We start from the raw sequence: 15584 nt of genomic DNA, 5'->3' as shown, positions 1-15584 counted from the left end.
GGGAACCCGGCCCCGGGGTGAAACCGGTCGGCGCAATGCCCGCCACCGACGACGAGATCCGCGAGAAGTACCTGGAGCGCGCCATCCGCGAGCTCAACACGTTCACTCGCGAGCTACAGAGCTGTGACCGCTGCCCTCGTGGCAACCTGATGCCGGTCCTCGGCTCTGGCCACCCGCAAGCCGACGTGATGCTCCTCAAGCACGCGCCCACCCCCGCGGAGGTCGAGGAGGGCGTCGCGTTCTACGGCCGTGCGGGGACCGCCCTGATGAAGTCGCTCAAGCGGCTCGACATCGACCCGCTGGTCGTCTACGGGACGCTGTGCGCGAAGTGCCCGGTCGCCGACCCGCTGCTGGCGGCGCCCGAGTGCGTCGCGCGGCTCGTCGAGGAGATCGCGATCGTGCAGCCCAAGATCGTCGTGGTCATGGGCACCGACGCGCTCGACGTGCTCAACGAGCTGCAGCTGCCACTGGCGCGCGAGGTGCTCGAGGCGCCGGGTCTGGTCCAACGGCTCACGCCGTCGATCGAGGCGTTGTACGTGCCCGACATCGACCGCTCGCTCGACGAGGAGTCGGCCAAGCGGGACTTCTGGCGCGCCTTCCGTGAATTGGGGACGTGGTGGGCGGACTTCCCCCCGTACTGAACCTCGGCGACCTCGAGCGGATCCCGCTGGCCGACGGCATCTACCGCCCGATCGCGCGCCGGCTCGGCGTGAGCGCGTTCGGGATCAACGCCTACACGGCCGAGAACGCCGGCGACCCCGTCATCGAGGACCACGACGAGCAGGGCGACGGCTCCGGCCACCACGAGGAGCTCTACGTGGTGATGACCGGCCACGCCACCTTCACGCTCGACGGGGAGACGGTCGACGCGCCCGCCGGCACGTTCCTGTTCGCGCGGCCCGAGCAGCGCCGCGCGGCGGTCGCGGCCGCCGACGAGACGACCGTGATGGTGATCGGCGGCAAGCCGGGCGCCGCGGGGCCGCCGTCGCCGTTCGAGTACTGGTACCTCGCCGAGCCCGCCTACCGCGCGAAAGACTACGAGCGCGCGTACGCGATCGCGGCCGAGGGCCTTGAGCACCATCCGGACAACGCGCCGCTGCAGTACCAGCTGGGGTGTTACGCCGCCCGGGCGGGGCGCTTGGAGGATGCGCGGGCGCACGTGGAGCGCGCCTTCGAGCTCAACCCGAAGGCGCGCGAGTGGGCGAAGGGCGACGCCGATTTGGTGGGGCTAGACCTCTAGGACGATCTTCCCGAGCTTGCCGCCGGCCTGGAAGCGCTCGTAGGCCTTCGGGGCGTCTTCGAGCGCGAAGGTCTCGGTCACCGGGACGGAGAGATCGCCGGACGCGAAGCCCGGCAGAACCATCTTCTCCATCAGGCGCGCCGCGATCGCCTTCTCCTCGATCGGCCGGTTGCGCAGCGTCGAGCCGTGGATCCGCCCGCGCTTGCCCATCAGCTTGGTCAGGTTGATCTCGGTCGTCGCGCCCGCGCCGACGCCGATGATGCAGATCCGCCCGCCGGTCGCCAACGCGTCGAGGTTGCCGGACAGGTTGGGTGCGCCGACGAGCTCGAGGATCACGTCGTACTCGCCCTCCTCGACGAAGGCCTCGGGCTCGATCGCGTTGACGCCCAGCGCCGCGACCTGATGGCGCGCGTGCTCGTTGCGCACGGTCGCGGTGACCCGCGCGCCCGCCATCACGCCGAGCTGGATGGCGGCCATGCCGACGCCACCCGCGGCGCCGTGGACGAGCAGCCGCTCGCCGACGGTCAGCCCCGCCTGGGTGAAGAGCGCGTCGTGCGCGGTGGTGAAGACCTCCGGCACACCGCCCGCTGCGGTCCAGTCCAGCTCGTCCGGAACGGGCATCGCGGTGCGCTCGTGCACGACCGCGAGCTCCGCCTGGCCGCCGCCGGCGACGATCGCCATCACGCGATCGCCCGGTTCGAAGCGGCCGGCGCGGCGTCCGCAGGTCACGACCTCGCCCGCGAGCTCGAGGCCGGGGATGTCCGCTGGAGCGCCCGGCGGCGCGGGATAGAAGCCGGCCAGCTGCATCATGTCGGCGCCGTTGAGCCCGGCGGCCTTCACGCGGACGAGCAGCTGTCCGTCCTGGGGTTCAGGATCAGGGTGTTCGACGACCTCGATTCGGCCGTCGCGGATGGTGGCGGCACGCATTCCGCCGAACGGTACTCCCCGTTCGCGGGGTGACGTTCCGTGGGTGAATCGGGTATTAAGTGGACGTGGGCGTATCGCTTCCCTATATCCCCCCGCTCTGGCGCGAGAGCCGCGCGGGTCTCGAAGCGGCCGTCCTCTTCAGGAGCTCGGTGTGGCGTGGCGGCGGTGTCCCCGACGGCGCCGGCCGGCCCGTCCTGCTGATCCCGGGCTTCATGGCCGGGGACGGCTCGCTGGCGACGCTGACCCGCTGGCTGCGCGAGAACGGCTACCGCACCCACCGGGCCGGAATCCGCGCGAATGTGGGCTGTAGCGAGGAATATCTGGGCCGTCTCGAAGCGCGGGTCGAGCAGCTGTTCGCCGAGACCGGGCAGCGCGTGGCGGTCGTCGGGCAGAGCCGCGGCGGCGTCATCGCCCGGGTGCTGGCGACCCGCCGGCCGGACCTCGTGAGCGGCATCGTGACCCTCGGCTCACCCACGGTGAACCAGCTCTCCGCCCACCCGTTCGTGCTCGCCCAGGTGCTCGTCGTGGGCGCGCTGGGCACCGGCAAGGTGCCTGGGATGTTCCGCGTCTCGTGCTGGCGGGGCGCCTGCTGCGAGCGTTTCCGCGCCGACTTGGCAAACGCTTTCCCGGCCGGCGTCGGCTTCACCGCGCTGTACTCGAAGACCGACGGCGTGGTCGACTGGCGCGCCTGCCTGGATCCCGCCGCCGAGCAGATCGAGGTGCGCGCCTCCCACCTCGGGATGGGCCTCAACGCCGAGGTCTACGCGGAGCTCGGCAACGCGCTGGGGCGCTTCACGCGCGCCGACGGTCAGTATTGGGCCGAAGCGGCCTAGACTCGAACGTATGCCCCGCTACGAGCGCGCTCCGCGCGAGGCGGCCGGCGAGCCGCCGAAGCTCACCCTGAAGGTCCAGCTGGACGCCTCCGGCAAGTACCGGGCCGTCGAGGAGCCCAAGGAGACGACGGAGACGATCGAGGCCGCCGAGCGCCCGCCGACGCCCGACGATCCGCGCCCCGCGGCGTTCCGTCAGATCCCGCCGTTCGGCGGCGCCTAGCGCGCCCGCGACACGCCGCTCGCCAACGTCTTCCCGCCACCGGAGATCGTCACCCTCCGCGGTCGGAGAGGACGATCGTCCCGCCCTTGATGTAGTGCGCCTCGAACCCGCTCGGACGCGGCAATCACTCAATCTTCGCGGTCTGGATTGCGGACCCCGTTCGGGCCCGCCTCCAGCAGCGCCACGCACTCGATGTGGGGGGTCTGCGGGAACATGTCGACCGGGCGGACGCGCTTGAGCTCGTAGCCCGCCTCGACCAGCTGGGCCGCGTTCGGCGCGAGCGTGGTCGGGTTGCAGGAGACGTAGACGATCCGCGACGGGGCGGCCTCGACGATCCGGCGCACGATCTTCTGCGAGAGACCCGCGCGCGGGGGGTCGATGATCGCGAGGTCGGGCTTGCCCTCGCGCTCGACGAGCTCGCGCAGCGCCAGGCGCGCGTCGCCCGCGTAGAAGCTCGCGTTGGTGATCTCGTTGATGCGGGCGTTCTCGAGCGCGTCGGCGACGGCGGGCTCGACGATCTCGAGGCCGATCACCTGGCGGGCGCGGGCGGCGAGGCTCAGCGCGATCGTGCCGATGCCGGAGTAGAGGTCGAAGACCTTCTCGCTCCCGCGCAAACCCGCGAACTCGATCGCGATGCCGTAGAGCTTCTCGGCCATCTCGGTGTTCGTCTGGAAGAAGGCCTCGGGCGAGATCAGGAAGTCGAGGTCGTTCAGGCGCTCGGTCAGCTGCGGGGCGCCCGCGAGCAGCGAGGACTCGCCGCCGTAGGTGCTCTCGCCGAGGTCGGCGGTCTGCGTCCACCAGAGGCCGTCGCAGTCGACGGCGGCGATGAAGGCGTCGACGTCGATCTTGCCCGGGGAGGTGATCAGGCGGACCTGGGTCTGGCCGGTGCGGCGGCCCTCGCGGATCACGAGGTTGCGCAACAGGCCGCGGTGGGTCTTGCGGTCCCAGGCCGGCAGGCCCTGCTGGCGGCAGAACGTGACGACCTGCTCGCGCAGCGCGTTCACGCGCTCGCTGACCAGCTTGCAGTCGGTCATGTCGACGATGTCGTTCCACCGGCCCGGCGCGTGGAAGCCGCACACGAGCCCGCCCTCCTCGTCGGTCCCGAAGGAGAACTCGACCTTGTTGCGGTAGCGCCAGGGCTCCTCGGCGGCGACGATCGGCTCGACGTCGAACCCGTCGAGCTTGCCGATCCGCCGCAGCGCGTCCTCGACCTGCTCGGCCTTGATGGCGAGCTGGCGCTCGTAGGGCAGGACCTGCCAAGGGGCGCCCGGATGGTCCGCGAACTCGGGGACGCGGTCCGGCGAGGGCGTGACGATCTCGATCGCCCGCGCCTCCGCGTACGCCTTCTTGGACTTGCCGACGACGGCGCGAACCGTGTCGCCGGGAATGCCGCCGGCCACGAACACGACGTAGCCCTCGCGGCGGGCGACACCGTTGCCGCCGTGGGCGAGGGAATCGATCGTGAGCTCCAGCACGTCGCCTCGCGACGGCCGGGTGAAGGTTGCCGATGACATGAGATGTGTGAGGATGACAGGGTGTCGATCGATGAACCTGATGAGCTGGCCGCACTGCGCGCTGTGGGCCGCGTCGTCGCGGAGACGATCCGCGAGATGGCGCGCCGCGTCCGTCCGGGCGTGACCACCGTCGAGCTCGACGACGTCGCCGCGGAGATCTTCGCCCGCCACGGCGCGCGCTCCGGCCCGCGCCTGGACTACGACTTCCCCGGGACCACGTGCATCTCCGTCAATGACGAGTGCGTGCACGGCATCCCGTCCAAGCGCCGGCTGCGCGAGGGGCAGCTCGTCAAGCTCGACGTCACCGCCGAGCTGGACGGCTTCTACGCCGACGCGTGCCGGACCGCGTTAGTGGGCAAGGTCAAGCCGCGCGAGCAGCGGCTCGCGGCGGCCGCCCAGTCGGCGCTGCGGCTCGGGCTGAACGCCGCCCACGCCGGCAACAACGTGGGCGCGATCGGCGCCGCGGTCCAGGCCGAGGTCGAGCGCCGCGGGTTCAGCGTCTGCGCGGAGCTGACCGGCCACGGGATCGGCCGCCGCATCCATGAGGAGCCCGACGTCCCGAACATCGCCTGGGACGGGCCCGAGCTGACCAACGGGCTCGTGATCACCGTCGAGCCGATCATCGCGGCCGGCGCGGGCGAGGTCTACGTGGACGACGACGGCTGGACGATCCGCACGGAGGACGGCTCACCGTCGGCGCACTTCGAGCACACGATCGTCGTCACCGACGCCGCTCCGATCCTGCTCACGGCCTAGCGGCGCCAACAGCTGCAGCGCGGTCTCCGACCGCGCGTCCACGGGCGTGTATGTCACGAGCGACTGACCCGCGTCAGGGAGCCTGAGTGTCTCGTAGTGCAGCGCGAGCGGGCCGACCTGCGGGTGCTCGAAGCGTTTGACGCCGAACGTCTTGGCCTTGACGTCGTGCCGCGCCCACAGCTGCCGGAAGGGTGCGCTGTGCACGCTGAGCTCGCCGATCAGCTCGACGAGCTGCGCGTCGTCCGGGTCCTCGGCCGCGGTCAGGCGCAGGTGGGCGACGCTGTCGGCCGCGACCGCCTCCCACTCCGGGTAGAGCGAGCGGGCGCCATCGTCGAGGAAGAAGGAGCGGATCATGTTGCGCTCGCGCATCCCGCACAGCAGCGCCGTCGCGGCGGGGTTGGCGGCGAGGACGTCCATCCGCCGGCCGAGGACGAACGCGGGGAACGCCATCCGCTCGACGAGCTCGCGGACGGTCGGCCGGACCCGCTCGCTCGGACGCCGGCGGGCGCGCTTGCGCGGGCGGACGAGCGTGAACAGGTGCGCGCGTTCGGCGTCGTCGAGACGCAGAGCGGTCGCGATCGCGTCCAGGACGGAGTCCGAGGGCTGGATGTCGCGGCCCTGTTCGAGGCGCACGTAGTAGTCGACGCTGACGCCGGCGAGATGGGCGAGCTCCTCCCGGCGCAGCCCGGGGACGCGACGGCGGCCGTGGTCGGGGAGCCCGACGTCCTGCGGCTGCAGGCGCGCGCGGCGGGAGCGGAGGAAGTCACCGAGCTCGGCCATGTCTGCAGTGTGCCGCGCGGTGCGCGCGCGTGGGTGGGTCTGTGCGTCCTAGGTTGCGGTGACGCCTGGCTAGGCCGCCGTGGCGGGCGCAGCATGGCCGGCATGGACCTTGCTGATCGCCGCGCCGTCATCACCGGCGCCTCCTCCGGAATCGGCGCCGCCACCGCGCGCGCCCTGGCCGCCGCCGGCGCCCACGTCACCCTCGTCGCCCGCCGCCGGGACCGCATCGAGGCGCTCGCCGCCGAGCTGGGCGGGGACTTCGTCGCCGCCGACGTCGCCGCGCTCGACATGGCCGGGGACTTCGACCTCGTCGTCGCCAACGCGGGCGTGATGCTGCCCTCGCCCGCCGAGGTGTCGGACGTCGGCGACCTCGCGCGGATGATCGACGCGAACGTCGTCGGGCTCGTCAACACCGTGCGCGCCTTCGGGCCTGGCCTGCTGGCCGCCGCCGAGCGCGGCGCGCCCGCCGACCTCGTCGTCGTGAGCTCGATCGGCGCCAGCCAGAGCTTCCCCGGCTACTCGGCGTACACGGGCTCGAAGGCGTTCGCCACGCAGTTCACCCGCAACGTCCGTCTCGAGTGGGCGCCGCGCGGTGTCCGGGTCACGACGGTCGAGCCGGGGCTCACCCACTCCGAGCTGCGCGAGCACGTCACCGGGAGCCTGCGCGAGGAGCTCGACGGCATGTTCGACGCGATCCCCGCGATCCGTTCGGAGGACGTCGCCGAGGTGATCGCGTTCGCGACCTCGCGCCCGATGCCGGTCAACCTCGCCCACATCGAGGTCACGCCCGCCCCGCAGCCCTAGGCTCAAGGCATGAAGATCGCGGGACGCGAGACCGGGCGGATCGGGCTCGGCTGCATGGGCATGACGTGGGCGTACGGCGCGGCCGAGCGCGACGAGGCGGAGTCGATCGCGACGATCCACCGGGCGATCGAGCTGGCCGTGACCCTGCTCGACACCGCCGACATGTACGGCCCGTACACCAACGAGGAGCTCGTCGGCCGGGCGATCGCCGGCCGCCGCGACGAGGTCGTCCTCGCCACCAAGTGCGGGCTCGTCGTCGAGGACGAGGCCGAGTACGTCCTGCGCAAGGACGGCCGCCCGGAGCACGTCCGGTCCGCGATCGAGGGGTCTTTGCGGCGCCTACAGACCGACTTCGTCGACCTCTACCAGCTGCACCGCGTCGATCCTGAGGTCCCGCTGGAGGAGACCTGGGGCGCGATGGCCGAACTCGTCGCGGCCGGGAAGGTCGGCGCGATCGGCCTGTCCGAGGTGAGCGTGGACGAGCTCGAGCGCGCCCACGCCATCCACCCGGTCGCCTCGGTCCAGTCCGAGGGCTCGCTCTGGACCCGCGACGCGTTCGCTTCGGTCGTCCCGTGGTGCGCCGAGCACGGCGCCGCGTTCCTCCCGTTCGCGCCGCTGGGCCGCGGCTTCCTCACGGGTCAGCTGGCGAGCCAGAAGTTCCCACCCGGCGACTTCCGCAAGAACAACCCGCGCTTCCAGCCCGACGCGATGGACGCCAACCTCGCGCTCGTCGAGGTCGTGCGGGCGGTCGCCGCCCGCCACGACGCGACGCCCGCCCAGGTCGCCCTCGCGTGGCTCCTCGCCCAGGGCGACCACGTCATCCCGATCCCAGGCACCAAGCGCCGCACGCGGCTGGAGGAGAACGCGGCGGCGGCGACGCTCACCCTCACCGCCGAGGATCTCGCCGAGCTGGACGCACTCCCCGCGCCGGTCGGCGACCGCTACTGACCGCTCGCGAGTGTCGACTTTCTCGCGCTGTACCCGCGTAAGTCGACACTCGCGGTCATCGCCCGGCGGACACGCGCGACCACCGCGCCCGGACGCGTGGTGATCTCCTCCCACGTCGTGCGAACGACGCGCTCGCCGCGTGCCTCGAGGAAGGCCTGGCGGGCGGCGTCGTCCGGCCGCGCGAGGAGGTGGTCGTGGAAGCGGACGCTGTCGGCCTCGAGGATCACGCCGTAGGCCGGCCAGCGGAAGTCAGGGACGTAGCGGCCGTTCGCGCGGTTGACCTCCGGCGGCGGCAGATGTTCAGGCGTGCAACTCGTCGAGCGAGATGACGTGGTACCGGCCGGCGACGCGCGCCACGCCAAGGGGGTGTGTGACGAAACGCCCTCTGGAGGGGAGGAACGTCGCACACCCCCGCCGGCGTCTAGGCGAGTTTCGCGTCCAGCGCCGCGAGGACCGTCTTGCGGTTCGCGTTGCGGCGCTCGTAGTCGCGGACGCGCCGGAGCTCGTCCTTCGCGAGCTCTGAGAGCTGGGAGACGATCTGGGCGGCGGTGAGCTCGTCGTAGTCGTCGATGGGGAAGAGGTCGTTCGCGCCCGTCACGCGGCGGACCTCGCGCATGACGCGGTCGGTCGGGGCGGAGATCGCGCGGCGGACGATCTCGGCCAACAGGTCGGTCGCGTCGTCGCGGGTCATCCGGCCGCGGCGGACCGCGTCGTCGAGCGTGTCCTGGAGGCGCTCGCGCGTGATCACCATCACGTCGAGTGGGTTCAGGACACTGCGGCTCGCGTTCTCCACTTCCTCCTCCGGCCCCTTTTTCGCCTGCGGCATGGCCGCCGACACCTACCCGTCCTGCCCGTCGGTCGAAACGAGCAACTCGAGCAGCGCCTTCTGGGCGTGGCGCCGGTTCTCGGCCTGGTCCCAGATCCGCTGGCGGGAGCCGTAGAGCACGGACTCGGTGATCTCCTCGCCGGGATGCGCCGGGAGGCAGTGCAGCGCGAACGCCCCCGGCGCGGCCTTGTCGAGCAGCGCGTCGTCGATCGCGAACGGCGCGAGCGCCTCGCGGCGCGCCGCGGCGGAGGCCTCGTCGTCGCTCATCGACACCCACACGTCGGTGTAGACGACGTCGGCGCCGGCGACCGCCTCGGCCGGATCGTCGAACAGCACCGCGGGCGTCTCGCCCTCGGGGAGCTGGTAGCCGGCGGGTGCGGCGACACGCACCTCGACACCCGCCAACGCACCCACGATCGCCAGCGAGCGGGCGACGTTGTTCCCGTCGCCCACGTAGGTGAGCACGCGGCCCTCGAGCGAGCCGAGCGCCTCGGCCATCGTCTGCAGGTCGGCGAGCGCCTGGCACGGGTGGTGGAGCGGCGAGAGCATGTTCACAACGGGAACACTCGCATGTTCGGCGAACCCGTTGATCTCGGCCTCGTCACCGGTCCGCAGGCCGATCAGCGCCGCGTGGCGGGAGAGGATGTACGCGGTGTCGCGGACCGACTCGCCGCGGGTGAGCTGCATCTCGTCCGGACGCAGGACCATCGGGTGCCCGCCCAGCTCGAAGACGCCGGACTCGAAGGACGTGCGGGTACGGGTGGACGGCTTGTTGAACACGAGCGCGACGGTCTTGCCGTCGAGCGCCCGCGAGGAGCGCGGAGCCTCCTTGAGCCGAGCGGCGCGGTGGAGCAACAAAGACAGCCTGTCCGCGTCGAGCTCTGCGCCGGTGATGAAGTGTTGGGGTGCGGGCATTGACCTGGAACCTCTACCACGGACGGAGCCCGAAGCCCGCCGGGACGTCACTGCTCGATGACTTCGCCGCGGCGCTCGCGGCGTGGGAATGGGACGTCGCGCTGCTGCAGGAGGTGCCGCCGTGGTGGCCGCCGAAGCTGGCGGCCGCGGCGCGGGCGAACGAGCGTCACGTGCTGACGTCGCGCAACTTCGGACTCCCGATCCGCCGCGCGATCAGCGAGCGCAACCCGGACATCCTCAAGGCCAACGGCGGCGGAGCGAACGCGATCCTCGTGCGCGGCGAGATCCTCGATCACGCCACGCAGCGGCTCACGTGGTGGCCCGAGCGCCGGTACGCGCACGCGGTTCGAACCCGCCATGGGTGGATCGTCAACCTGCACGCGTCGACCCACCGCGACGAGTGGGCGCGCCGCGACGTCGAGCGGGCGAGGGCGCGGTTCCCCGACGCGACGCTGTTCGGCGGCGACCTCAACCTCCGCGGACGGCCGGAGCTCGCCGGCTACACGTGGCTCGGCGGCAACCACGTCGACCACCTCTACGGGCACGGCGCGGCGACGTTCGAGGTGCTCGAGCGGGGCCGGCTCTCCGACCACCCGCCCGTGCGCGTCAGCCTCTGATCCCGAAGCCCCGGATCATCAGCAGCGCCCGCTCCCCCGCCGTGCCCGGCTTGGGGAGGACGCCGAGCGACATCGCGGCCGCGTAGACGTCGTAGAACGCCCGCACGCGCTTGAACAGCCCGTCCTCGAGCTCCGCGTAGACGATCGCGTGCACGACGACCTCGCGGCCCGTCGGATGGATGCGGCCGAGCGGCCCGGTGTGGGTGCCGAGGAGCCGGCAGGGCGCACAGGCGAACGTGCCGTCCGAGACCCGCGCGCCGGTCGAGTTCACCCGCGCGTCGGGCATCGCCTCCCACAGCCTGCGCGCGTGGCCGGCGAGCTCGCGCGCGCCGATCAGCGGCTCCGGCGTGAGCGGGTCCTCGTAGTGGACGCCGCCGACGCAGACGGACTCGAACCCACGCGGGTCGCGACCGGACCAGGCGCGCTCCCAGGTATCAAAGAGTTCGTCCAGCTCCATCCACCCTCCATGATGGCTGACGCGATGGTGAAGGTTCTGCGAGAGCGACAGTTCCGATTGCTCTGGCTGGCGCAGACCGCGAGCACGCTCGGCGACCGGCTGGTGTTCGTCGCGCTCGCGCTGTACGTGACCGAGATCGGCACCCCCACCGACGTCGGCTTCGTGCTCGCCGCGCACGCGCTCCCGCTCGTCGCGTTCGTGCTGCTCGGCGGCGTCTGGGCCGACCGGCTGCCCCGCAACAAGGTCATGGTGGGAACCGACCTGATCCGCTTCTGCGCCCACGGGACACTCGCGGTCCTGATCCTCTCAGGGACGGTCGAGATCTGGCACATCGTCGTGATCGAGGCGGTGTTCGGCGCGGCCGAGGCGTTCTTCCGCCCCGCCTACACCGGGCTGATGCCGCAGACGGTCCCCGAGGACCTGCTGCAGGAGGCCAACGCCGCGACCTCGCTCGTGAACACCCTGGCGGAGTTCGCCGGACCCGCGCTCGCCACCGCGCTCGTGCTCGGGGTCGGCGCGGGCTGGGCGTTCGCGCTCGACGCCGCGACGTTCCTCGTGTCCGCGGCGCTGCTGATCCGCGTCAAGCCCCGCCGGCGCGGCGAGGTCAAGGCGGCGTCCTCCTCCGTGCTCGTCGACCTGCGCGAGGGGTGGAAGGAGTTCCGCGCCCGCACGTGGGTGTGGGCGACGGTCGCGATCTTCAGCTTCCTGCTGATCTTCGTGTTCGCGCCCTACGTGGTGCTCGGGGCGACCGTGGCGGACGACGTCTACGGCTCGCGCGGCTTCTTCGGCGTGCTGGCCGCGGCGCTCGGCGTCGGCACGATCGCGGGCGCGCTGATCGGCATGCGCTGGCGCCCGGACCGCCCGATCCTCGCGGCGTTCGCCGTCGTCCTCGGCTGGCCGATCGCGATCGTCGTCTTCGCCGCCGGCGCGCCCCGCCCGCTGCTCGTCGCGTTGTTCGTGCTCTCGGGCGTCGGCCTGGCGCTGTTCGAGGTCTGGTGGCACACGACGATGGCGCAGCGGATCCCGCCGCACGCGCTGAGCCGGGTGTCGAGCTATGACTGGATGGGCTCGCTGGCCCTGCTGCCGCTCGGTTACATGCTCGCCGGCCCGATCGGCGAGGCCGTCGGCCCCGCGGAGGTGGTGCTGATCGGCTCGGCGATCGGCGTCGCGATCGCCTTGCTGGGCTTCGCCGTGCGCGATGTCTGGCGGGTGCGGGCGCTGACCGGGGTTGCTTAGTCAAAGAGACGGCGGTTAAGGTCGATGTCGTGCTCATGCGCCGTCTCCTCCCCGCCTTGGTCATCGCCGTCGCCCTGCTGTACGTGCCCGCCGCGTACGCCGACTCGTTCGACGTCGTCGGCCGGAGCGACTCCGGCCCCACCGCTCCGTGCAACGCCATCGCACCGGGGGCCTGGCAATGCGCGACGCTCCGCGACGCCGTCGCGGCCGCGGATGGGAGCTCTGGGGCGGACGGCATCGTGCTGCACTCCGGCTCGCCATACGTGCTCTCCAACGGCGCGCTGCTGCTGTCGTCCGACATCACGATCTTCAGCGACAGCACCCGGGACACGGTGATCCAGGCCGGATCCTCGGCGCGGGTGGCGACGGTGGGCGGGACGGCGCAGGTGACGCTGCTCAACCTGACGATCCAAGGCGGGGCCGCCGGTCCGAGCGCCAACGGCGGGAACATCGTCACCAGCTCGGGCACGACGCTCTCGCTCTCGAACGTGCGCGTGACGGGCGGCACAGCGCACGAAGGCGGCGGCATCGCCAACAGCGGCACGCTCAACGTCGTCAACAGCCTGATCGACAACAACACGGCGTCGTCGTTCGGCGGCGGCATCCTCAACCAGAGCACCGTCGGCCCCGCCGACCTGACGGTCGTCAACTCCACGATCGCGGCCAACCGCGTGACCGACGGAGACGGCGCCGGCATCCGCTCGGAGGGCGACACCGGCAACCAGCTCTCCCTCTCGTTCGTCACGCTCGCGCGCAACATCGGCGGCGGGCTCTCGGTCAGCAGCGCGCAGGACGTGGACGCGCTCGCAACCATCTTCGCCGCCAACTCGGGGACGAACTGCGTCGGCGTCTCGTTCGCCACCGCGCAGTTCAATGTCGACGACGGGTCGTCGTGCGCGTTCAACCCGGCGAACAACAAGAGCGGGATCGGGGTGGGCCTGGCCGCGGCGCTCTCCCCCCAGGGCGGGCCGACGGACGTCCTGACGATCCCTTCCAATAGCCCCGCGGTCGACTACGTCCAGCCGTGCTTCATCGGCACCGACCAGCGCAGCTATACGCGGGTGACCGATCCCGCGACGCAGCCCTGCGACGCGGGGGCGTTCGAGTTGTCGGGCACGCCGCCGTCCGAGCAGCCGCCGGTCGTGACGCCGACGCCTACGCCGACGCCGGTCGTGACGGCCACGCCGACCCCGACGCCGACCCCGGCCGAGACCCCGGTCCCCAACAAGACCGTCGGCGTCGAGCCGGTCAAGGGCAAGGTGCTCGTCAAGGAGCCGGGCTCGAACAAGTTCGTCGAGGTCGATGAGGGCACGATCAAGAACGGCTCCGAGGTCGACACCCGCAAGGGGACCGTGGAGATCACGACCGCGCAGGGCGATGACGCGAAGTTCTTCGACGGCCTCTTCAAGATCTCCCAGAAGGGTGGCGTGACGACGCTGACGCTGTCCGAGGCCCTGGACTGCAAGAAGGCCGCGTCCGGAAAGGCGACCGCGGCGGCCAAGAAGCCCAAGTCGCGCAAGCTCTGGGGCGACGGCAAGGGCAAGTTCCGCACCAAGGGCTCCTACAGCGCCGCCACCGTGCGCGGCACCAAGTGGCTCGTCCAGGACACCTGCACGACGACCACGACGACCGTCAAGCAGGGGGTCGTGCAGGTCGAGGACTTCGTCACCCACAAGAAGATCACGGTCCGCAAGAAGTACGTGGCACGGTCGAAGAAGTAGGACCGCAACTCCGGGGGCGCTCGTGGTTTCCGTCAGCGCCTTGCTCACACGCCTCGCACTCGCGCTGGTCGCCGTCGGGCTCTTGCCGGCGACCGCGCGGGCGGCGTCGTTCACGGTCAACGTCGCGACCGATGACACGGTGTGCAACACGGTCACCTGTTCGCTGCGCGGCGCGATCACGGCGGCCAACGGGAACGGGACCGCCGAGCTGGACGTCATCACGGTGCCCGCCGGGCAGTACGTCCTCAGCTCGCAGTTCCCGGCGCTGAGCATCGCGAGCAACCAGCAGATCGAGGTGCGTGGCGGCGGCGCGAACGGGACCTCGATCGAGCCGCAGACCGGCTTCAACGTGCGCGTGCTGCTCGTCAGCTCCAACGCGATCGTCAGCCTCTCCGACCTCACGCTGCGCGGCGGGGTCGCCACCGGCTCGGGCGGCAACCTGCTCGTATCGGGCGCCGCCGTCACGCTGACGCGCACGCGGATCGTCAGCGGGAACGCGCCGACCGGCGGCGGCGTCGCCATCACCGGCAGCTCGCTCAATTCGACGCTGACGATCCGCCAATCGCTGATCGACGGCAACAACGCGACCGGCACGACATCGGCCGCGGCCGGCGGCGGCCTCTACGTCGAAGGACAGACGTTCCCCGCCACGGTGGCGGTCTCCGACTCGACGTTCTTCGGCAACTCGGCCGGCAACGGCGGCGCGGTCCAGGTGACCAACTCGGGAACGGTCGGCTTCCGCGGCGTGACGTTCGCCGGCAACAACGCCCGCGCCGTCTCCCCGGCGGCCGGGGCCGGCGGCGTCGCGTCCGCCGGCGTCAAGGTCGCCTTCCAGGGCTCGATCCTCACCCGCAACACGCGGACCGTCAACTTCGGCGGCGGCCCGGTCAGCTCGCCGTCCAACTGCGACATCACCAACGGCGCGACCGACGAGGGCGGCAACGTGACCCCCGACACCGACCAGTGCGGCCTCGGGGGCGTGCACGTCGATCCGCAACTCGACCTCGTCCCGGACAACTCGTTCGAGCCGCCGGTCATGAAGATCCCGGCCAACAGCTCCGCGGTCGACGCCGCGAGCTGCGGCGGGCGGACCGTCGACCAGCGCGGGGTCGCCCGCCCGCAGCTGAACGCGTGCGACGCGGGCGCGTTCGAGTACCAGCCGCCGCCGCCCGAGCCGACCCCCACGCCGACGCCGCCGGTCGTGACCCCGACCCCCACGCCCACCGCGACCCCGACCCCCACGCCCGTCCGCAACACGAGCGTCGGCGCCACGCCGGTCCGCGGGACGGTGCTGGTCAAGCAGCCGGGAGCGTCCCGGTTCGTCGAGCTCGACCCGTCGGTGATCCGCAACAACTCGGAGGTCGACACCCGCAAGGGGCGCGTCGAGATCACGACCTCGACCAATGAGAAGGCCGTGTTCTACGACGGGATCTTCAAGATCTCGCAGAAGGGCGGCCTGACCACCCTGACGCTGACGGAGGCGTTGAGCTGCCCGAAGCGCGGCAAGGCGAGCGCGGCGGCCGCCAAGCCCAAGACGCGCAAGCTGTGGGGCGACGGCAAGGGGAAGTTCAGGACCAAGGGCTCCTACAGCGCCGCCACCGTGAGGGGCACGAAGTGGCTCGTCCAGGACACGTGCACGTCGACGACGACCCGCGTGACCCAGGGTGTCGTCCAGGTCGAGAACCTCGTCACGCACAAGAAGCAGACCGTTCGCAAGGGCGGGCGCTACGTCGCGCGGGCGCGGCGATGACCCAGACTTCCGTCGGTTGCAGGAAGCTACTGGCGCGGGT

18 protein-coding genes are annotated in these 15584 nt (G+C 71.6%); 11 read left to right on the top strand and 7 right to left on the bottom strand.

The annotated features are described in order from the left end of the window. The first annotated feature begins 35 nt into the window (after window positions 1-35). Entirely contained in the window at window positions 36-641 is a 606-nt protein-coding gene (locus G569_RS0107200) for a uracil-DNA glycosylase family protein (protein ID WP_037495226.1), read from the top strand. Further along, on the top strand, window positions 617-1240 hold the full coding sequence (locus G569_RS46290; RefSeq protein WP_037495224.1) for a TPR end-of-group domain-containing protein: 624 nt from the start codon (window positions 617-619) through the stop codon (window positions 1238-1240). Before G569_RS0107200 ends, G569_RS46290 begins: the two co-directional genes overlap by 25 nt. Here the strand turns inward: G569_RS46290 and G569_RS0107190 are convergent. Continuing rightward, entirely contained in the window at window positions 1229-2167 is a 939-nt protein-coding gene (locus G569_RS0107190) for a zinc-binding dehydrogenase (RefSeq protein WP_028062920.1), read from the bottom strand. The two genes, G569_RS46290 and G569_RS0107190, sit on opposite strands and share 12 nt — an antisense overlap. Window positions 2168-2232: 65 nt before the next feature. Between G569_RS0107190 and G569_RS46285 the strand changes: the two genes are divergently transcribed. After that, window positions 2233-3000 carry an esterase/lipase family protein gene (locus G569_RS46285; protein ID WP_157591874.1) on the top strand — a complete coding sequence of 256 codons (768 nt, stop codon included), beginning with the start codon at window positions 2233-2235 and terminating at the stop codon, window positions 2998-3000. 10 nt (window positions 3001-3010) lie between these two features. Beyond that, complete coding sequence (locus G569_RS0107180; RefSeq protein ID WP_028062919.1) at window positions 3011-3220, top strand: hypothetical protein; 210 nt, start codon at window positions 3011-3013, stop codon at window positions 3218-3220. Between the two features lie 128 nt (window positions 3221-3348). Here G569_RS0107180 and rlmD read toward each other — a convergent pair whose 3' ends face one another. Further along, window positions 3349-4734 carry a 23S rRNA (uracil(1939)-C(5))-methyltransferase RlmD gene (rlmD, locus tag G569_RS46280; protein ID WP_053225991.1) on the bottom strand — a complete coding sequence of 462 codons (1386 nt, stop codon included), beginning with the start codon at window positions 4732-4734 and terminating at the stop codon, window positions 3349-3351. A 21-nt stretch (window positions 4735-4755) separates the two neighbouring features. Between rlmD and map the strand changes: the two genes are divergently transcribed. After that, on the top strand, window positions 4756-5490 hold the full coding sequence (gene map / locus G569_RS0107170) for a type I methionyl aminopeptidase (RefSeq protein WP_028062918.1): 735 nt from the start codon (window positions 4756-4758) through the stop codon (window positions 5488-5490). Here map and G569_RS46275 read toward each other — a convergent pair. Continuing rightward, window positions 5422-6270, bottom strand: a complete 849-nt coding sequence (locus tag G569_RS46275; protein WP_064750286.1) for a helix-turn-helix transcriptional regulator — start codon at window positions 6268-6270, stop codon at window positions 5422-5424. The genes map and G569_RS46275 overlap by 69 nt on opposite strands. Before the next feature lie 102 nt (window positions 6271-6372). Here G569_RS46275 and G569_RS0107160 point away from each other — a divergent pair, with 102 nt between their 5' ends. Continuing rightward, on the top strand, window positions 6373-7074 hold the full coding sequence (locus G569_RS0107160; RefSeq protein ID WP_211232924.1) for an SDR family oxidoreductase: 702 nt from the start codon (window positions 6373-6375) through the stop codon (window positions 7072-7074). Window positions 7075-7083: 9 nt separating this feature from the next. After that, window positions 7084-8022, top strand: coding sequence for an aldo/keto reductase (locus tag G569_RS0107155; protein WP_028062916.1), 939 nt, complete (start codon window positions 7084-7086; stop codon window positions 8020-8022). Here the strand turns inward: G569_RS0107155 and G569_RS0107150 are convergent. The 3 genes from G569_RS0107150 to argF are packed head-to-tail and all read right to left on the bottom strand — an operon-like array spanning window position 8016 to window position 9763. Next, the gene (locus G569_RS0107150) at window positions 8016-8384 is read right to left on the bottom strand and encodes an endonuclease domain-containing protein (RefSeq protein ID WP_028062915.1); all 369 of its coding nucleotides are present in this window, start codon (window positions 8382-8384) and stop codon (window positions 8016-8018) included. The two genes, G569_RS0107155 and G569_RS0107150, sit on opposite strands and share 7 nt — an antisense overlap. A gap of 59 nt (window positions 8385-8443) precedes the next feature. Then, window positions 8444-8848, bottom strand: coding sequence for a hypothetical protein (locus tag G569_RS0107145; protein WP_157591871.1), 405 nt, complete (start codon window positions 8846-8848; stop codon window positions 8444-8446). A 12-nt stretch (window positions 8849-8860) separates the two neighbouring features. Next, window positions 8861-9763 (bottom strand): ornithine carbamoyltransferase, encoded by a 903-nt coding sequence (argF, locus tag G569_RS0107140; protein WP_028062913.1) that lies wholly within the window; start codon window positions 9761-9763, stop codon window positions 8861-8863. On the opposite strand from argF, the gene G569_RS0107135 reads away from it, so the two are divergent. Continuing rightward, a complete protein-coding gene (locus tag G569_RS0107135; protein WP_157591870.1) occupies window positions 9754-10380 on the top strand; it encodes an endonuclease/exonuclease/phosphatase family protein in 627 nt (208 codons plus the stop codon). The genes argF and G569_RS0107135 overlap by 10 nt on opposite strands. Here G569_RS0107135 and G569_RS0107130 read toward each other — a convergent pair. Then, entirely contained in the window at window positions 10370-10837 is a 468-nt protein-coding gene (locus G569_RS0107130; protein ID WP_028062911.1) for an ester cyclase, read from the bottom strand. The two genes, G569_RS0107135 and G569_RS0107130, sit on opposite strands and share 11 nt — an antisense overlap. A 24-nt stretch (window positions 10838-10861) precedes the next feature. Here G569_RS0107130 and G569_RS46270 point away from each other — a divergent pair, with 24 nt between their 5' ends. Genes G569_RS46270 through G569_RS0107115 form a run of 3 tightly spaced genes read left to right on the top strand, consistent with a single transcriptional unit; the run spans window position 10862 to window position 15544 of the window. Next, the gene (locus G569_RS46270; protein WP_169542090.1) at window positions 10862-12073 is read left to right on the top strand and encodes an MFS transporter; all 1212 of its coding nucleotides are present in this window, start codon (window positions 10862-10864) and stop codon (window positions 12071-12073) included. 35 nt (window positions 12074-12108) lie between these two features. Next, a complete protein-coding gene (locus G569_RS0107120; protein ID WP_157591869.1) occupies window positions 12109-13794 on the top strand; it encodes a choice-of-anchor Q domain-containing protein in 1686 nt (561 codons plus the stop codon). 40 nt (window positions 13795-13834) lie between these two features. Next, complete coding sequence (locus G569_RS0107115) at window positions 13835-15544, top strand: CSLREA domain-containing protein (RefSeq protein ID WP_157591868.1); 1710 nt, start codon at window positions 13835-13837, stop codon at window positions 15542-15544. Window positions 15545-15584: the final 40 nt, after the last annotated feature.

The sequence above is a fragment of the Solirubrobacter soli DSM 22325 genome, from assembly GCF_000423665.1.
Taxonomy (GTDB): Bacteria; Actinomycetota; Thermoleophilia; order Solirubrobacterales; family Solirubrobacteraceae; genus Solirubrobacter; species Solirubrobacter soli.
Note: the sequence above shows the minus strand (reverse complement) of the source record. Positions and strands in the feature narration are given on the sequence as shown.

What these genes read in the sequence shown, in the direction of transcription:
- G569_RS0107200 (WP_037495226.1), top strand. Translation starts at nt 36, where the DNA reads ATGCCCGCCACCGACGACGAGATCCGCGAGAAGTACCTGGAGCGCGCC.
- G569_RS0107190 (WP_028062920.1), bottom strand. Translation starts at nt 2,167, where the DNA reads ATGCGTGCCGCCACCATCCGCGACGGCCGAATCGAGGTCGTCGAACAC.
- G569_RS0107180 (WP_028062919.1), top strand. Translation starts at nt 3,011, where the DNA reads ATGCCCCGCTACGAGCGCGCTCCGCGCGAGGCGGCCGGCGAGCCGCCG.
- rlmD (WP_053225991.1), bottom strand. Translation starts at nt 4,734, where the DNA reads ATGTCATCGGCAACCTTCACCCGGCCGTCGCGAGGCGACGTGCTGGAG.
- G569_RS46275 (WP_064750286.1), bottom strand. Translation starts at nt 6,270, where the DNA reads ATGGCCGAGCTCGGTGACTTCCTCCGCTCCCGCCGCGCGCGCCTGCAG.
- G569_RS0107160 (WP_211232924.1), top strand. Translation starts at nt 6,373, where the DNA reads ATGGACCTTGCTGATCGCCGCGCCGTCATCACCGGCGCCTCCTCCGGA.
- G569_RS0107155 (WP_028062916.1), top strand. Translation starts at nt 7,084, where the DNA reads ATGAAGATCGCGGGACGCGAGACCGGGCGGATCGGGCTCGGCTGCATG.
- G569_RS0107145 (WP_157591871.1), bottom strand. Translation starts at nt 8,848, where the DNA reads ATGCCGCAGGCGAAAAAGGGGCCGGAGGAGGAAGTGGAGAACGCGAGC.
- argF (WP_028062913.1), bottom strand. Translation starts at nt 9,763, where the DNA reads ATGCCCGCACCCCAACACTTCATCACCGGCGCAGAGCTCGACGCGGAC.
- G569_RS0107130 (WP_028062911.1), bottom strand. Translation starts at nt 10,837, where the DNA reads ATGGAGCTGGACGAACTCTTTGATACCTGGGAGCGCGCCTGGTCCGGT.
- G569_RS46270 (WP_169542090.1), top strand. Translation starts at nt 10,862, where the DNA reads ATGGTGAAGGTTCTGCGAGAGCGACAGTTCCGATTGCTCTGGCTGGCG.
- G569_RS0107120 (WP_157591869.1), top strand. Translation starts at nt 12,109, where the DNA reads ATGCGCCGTCTCCTCCCCGCCTTGGTCATCGCCGTCGCCCTGCTGTAC.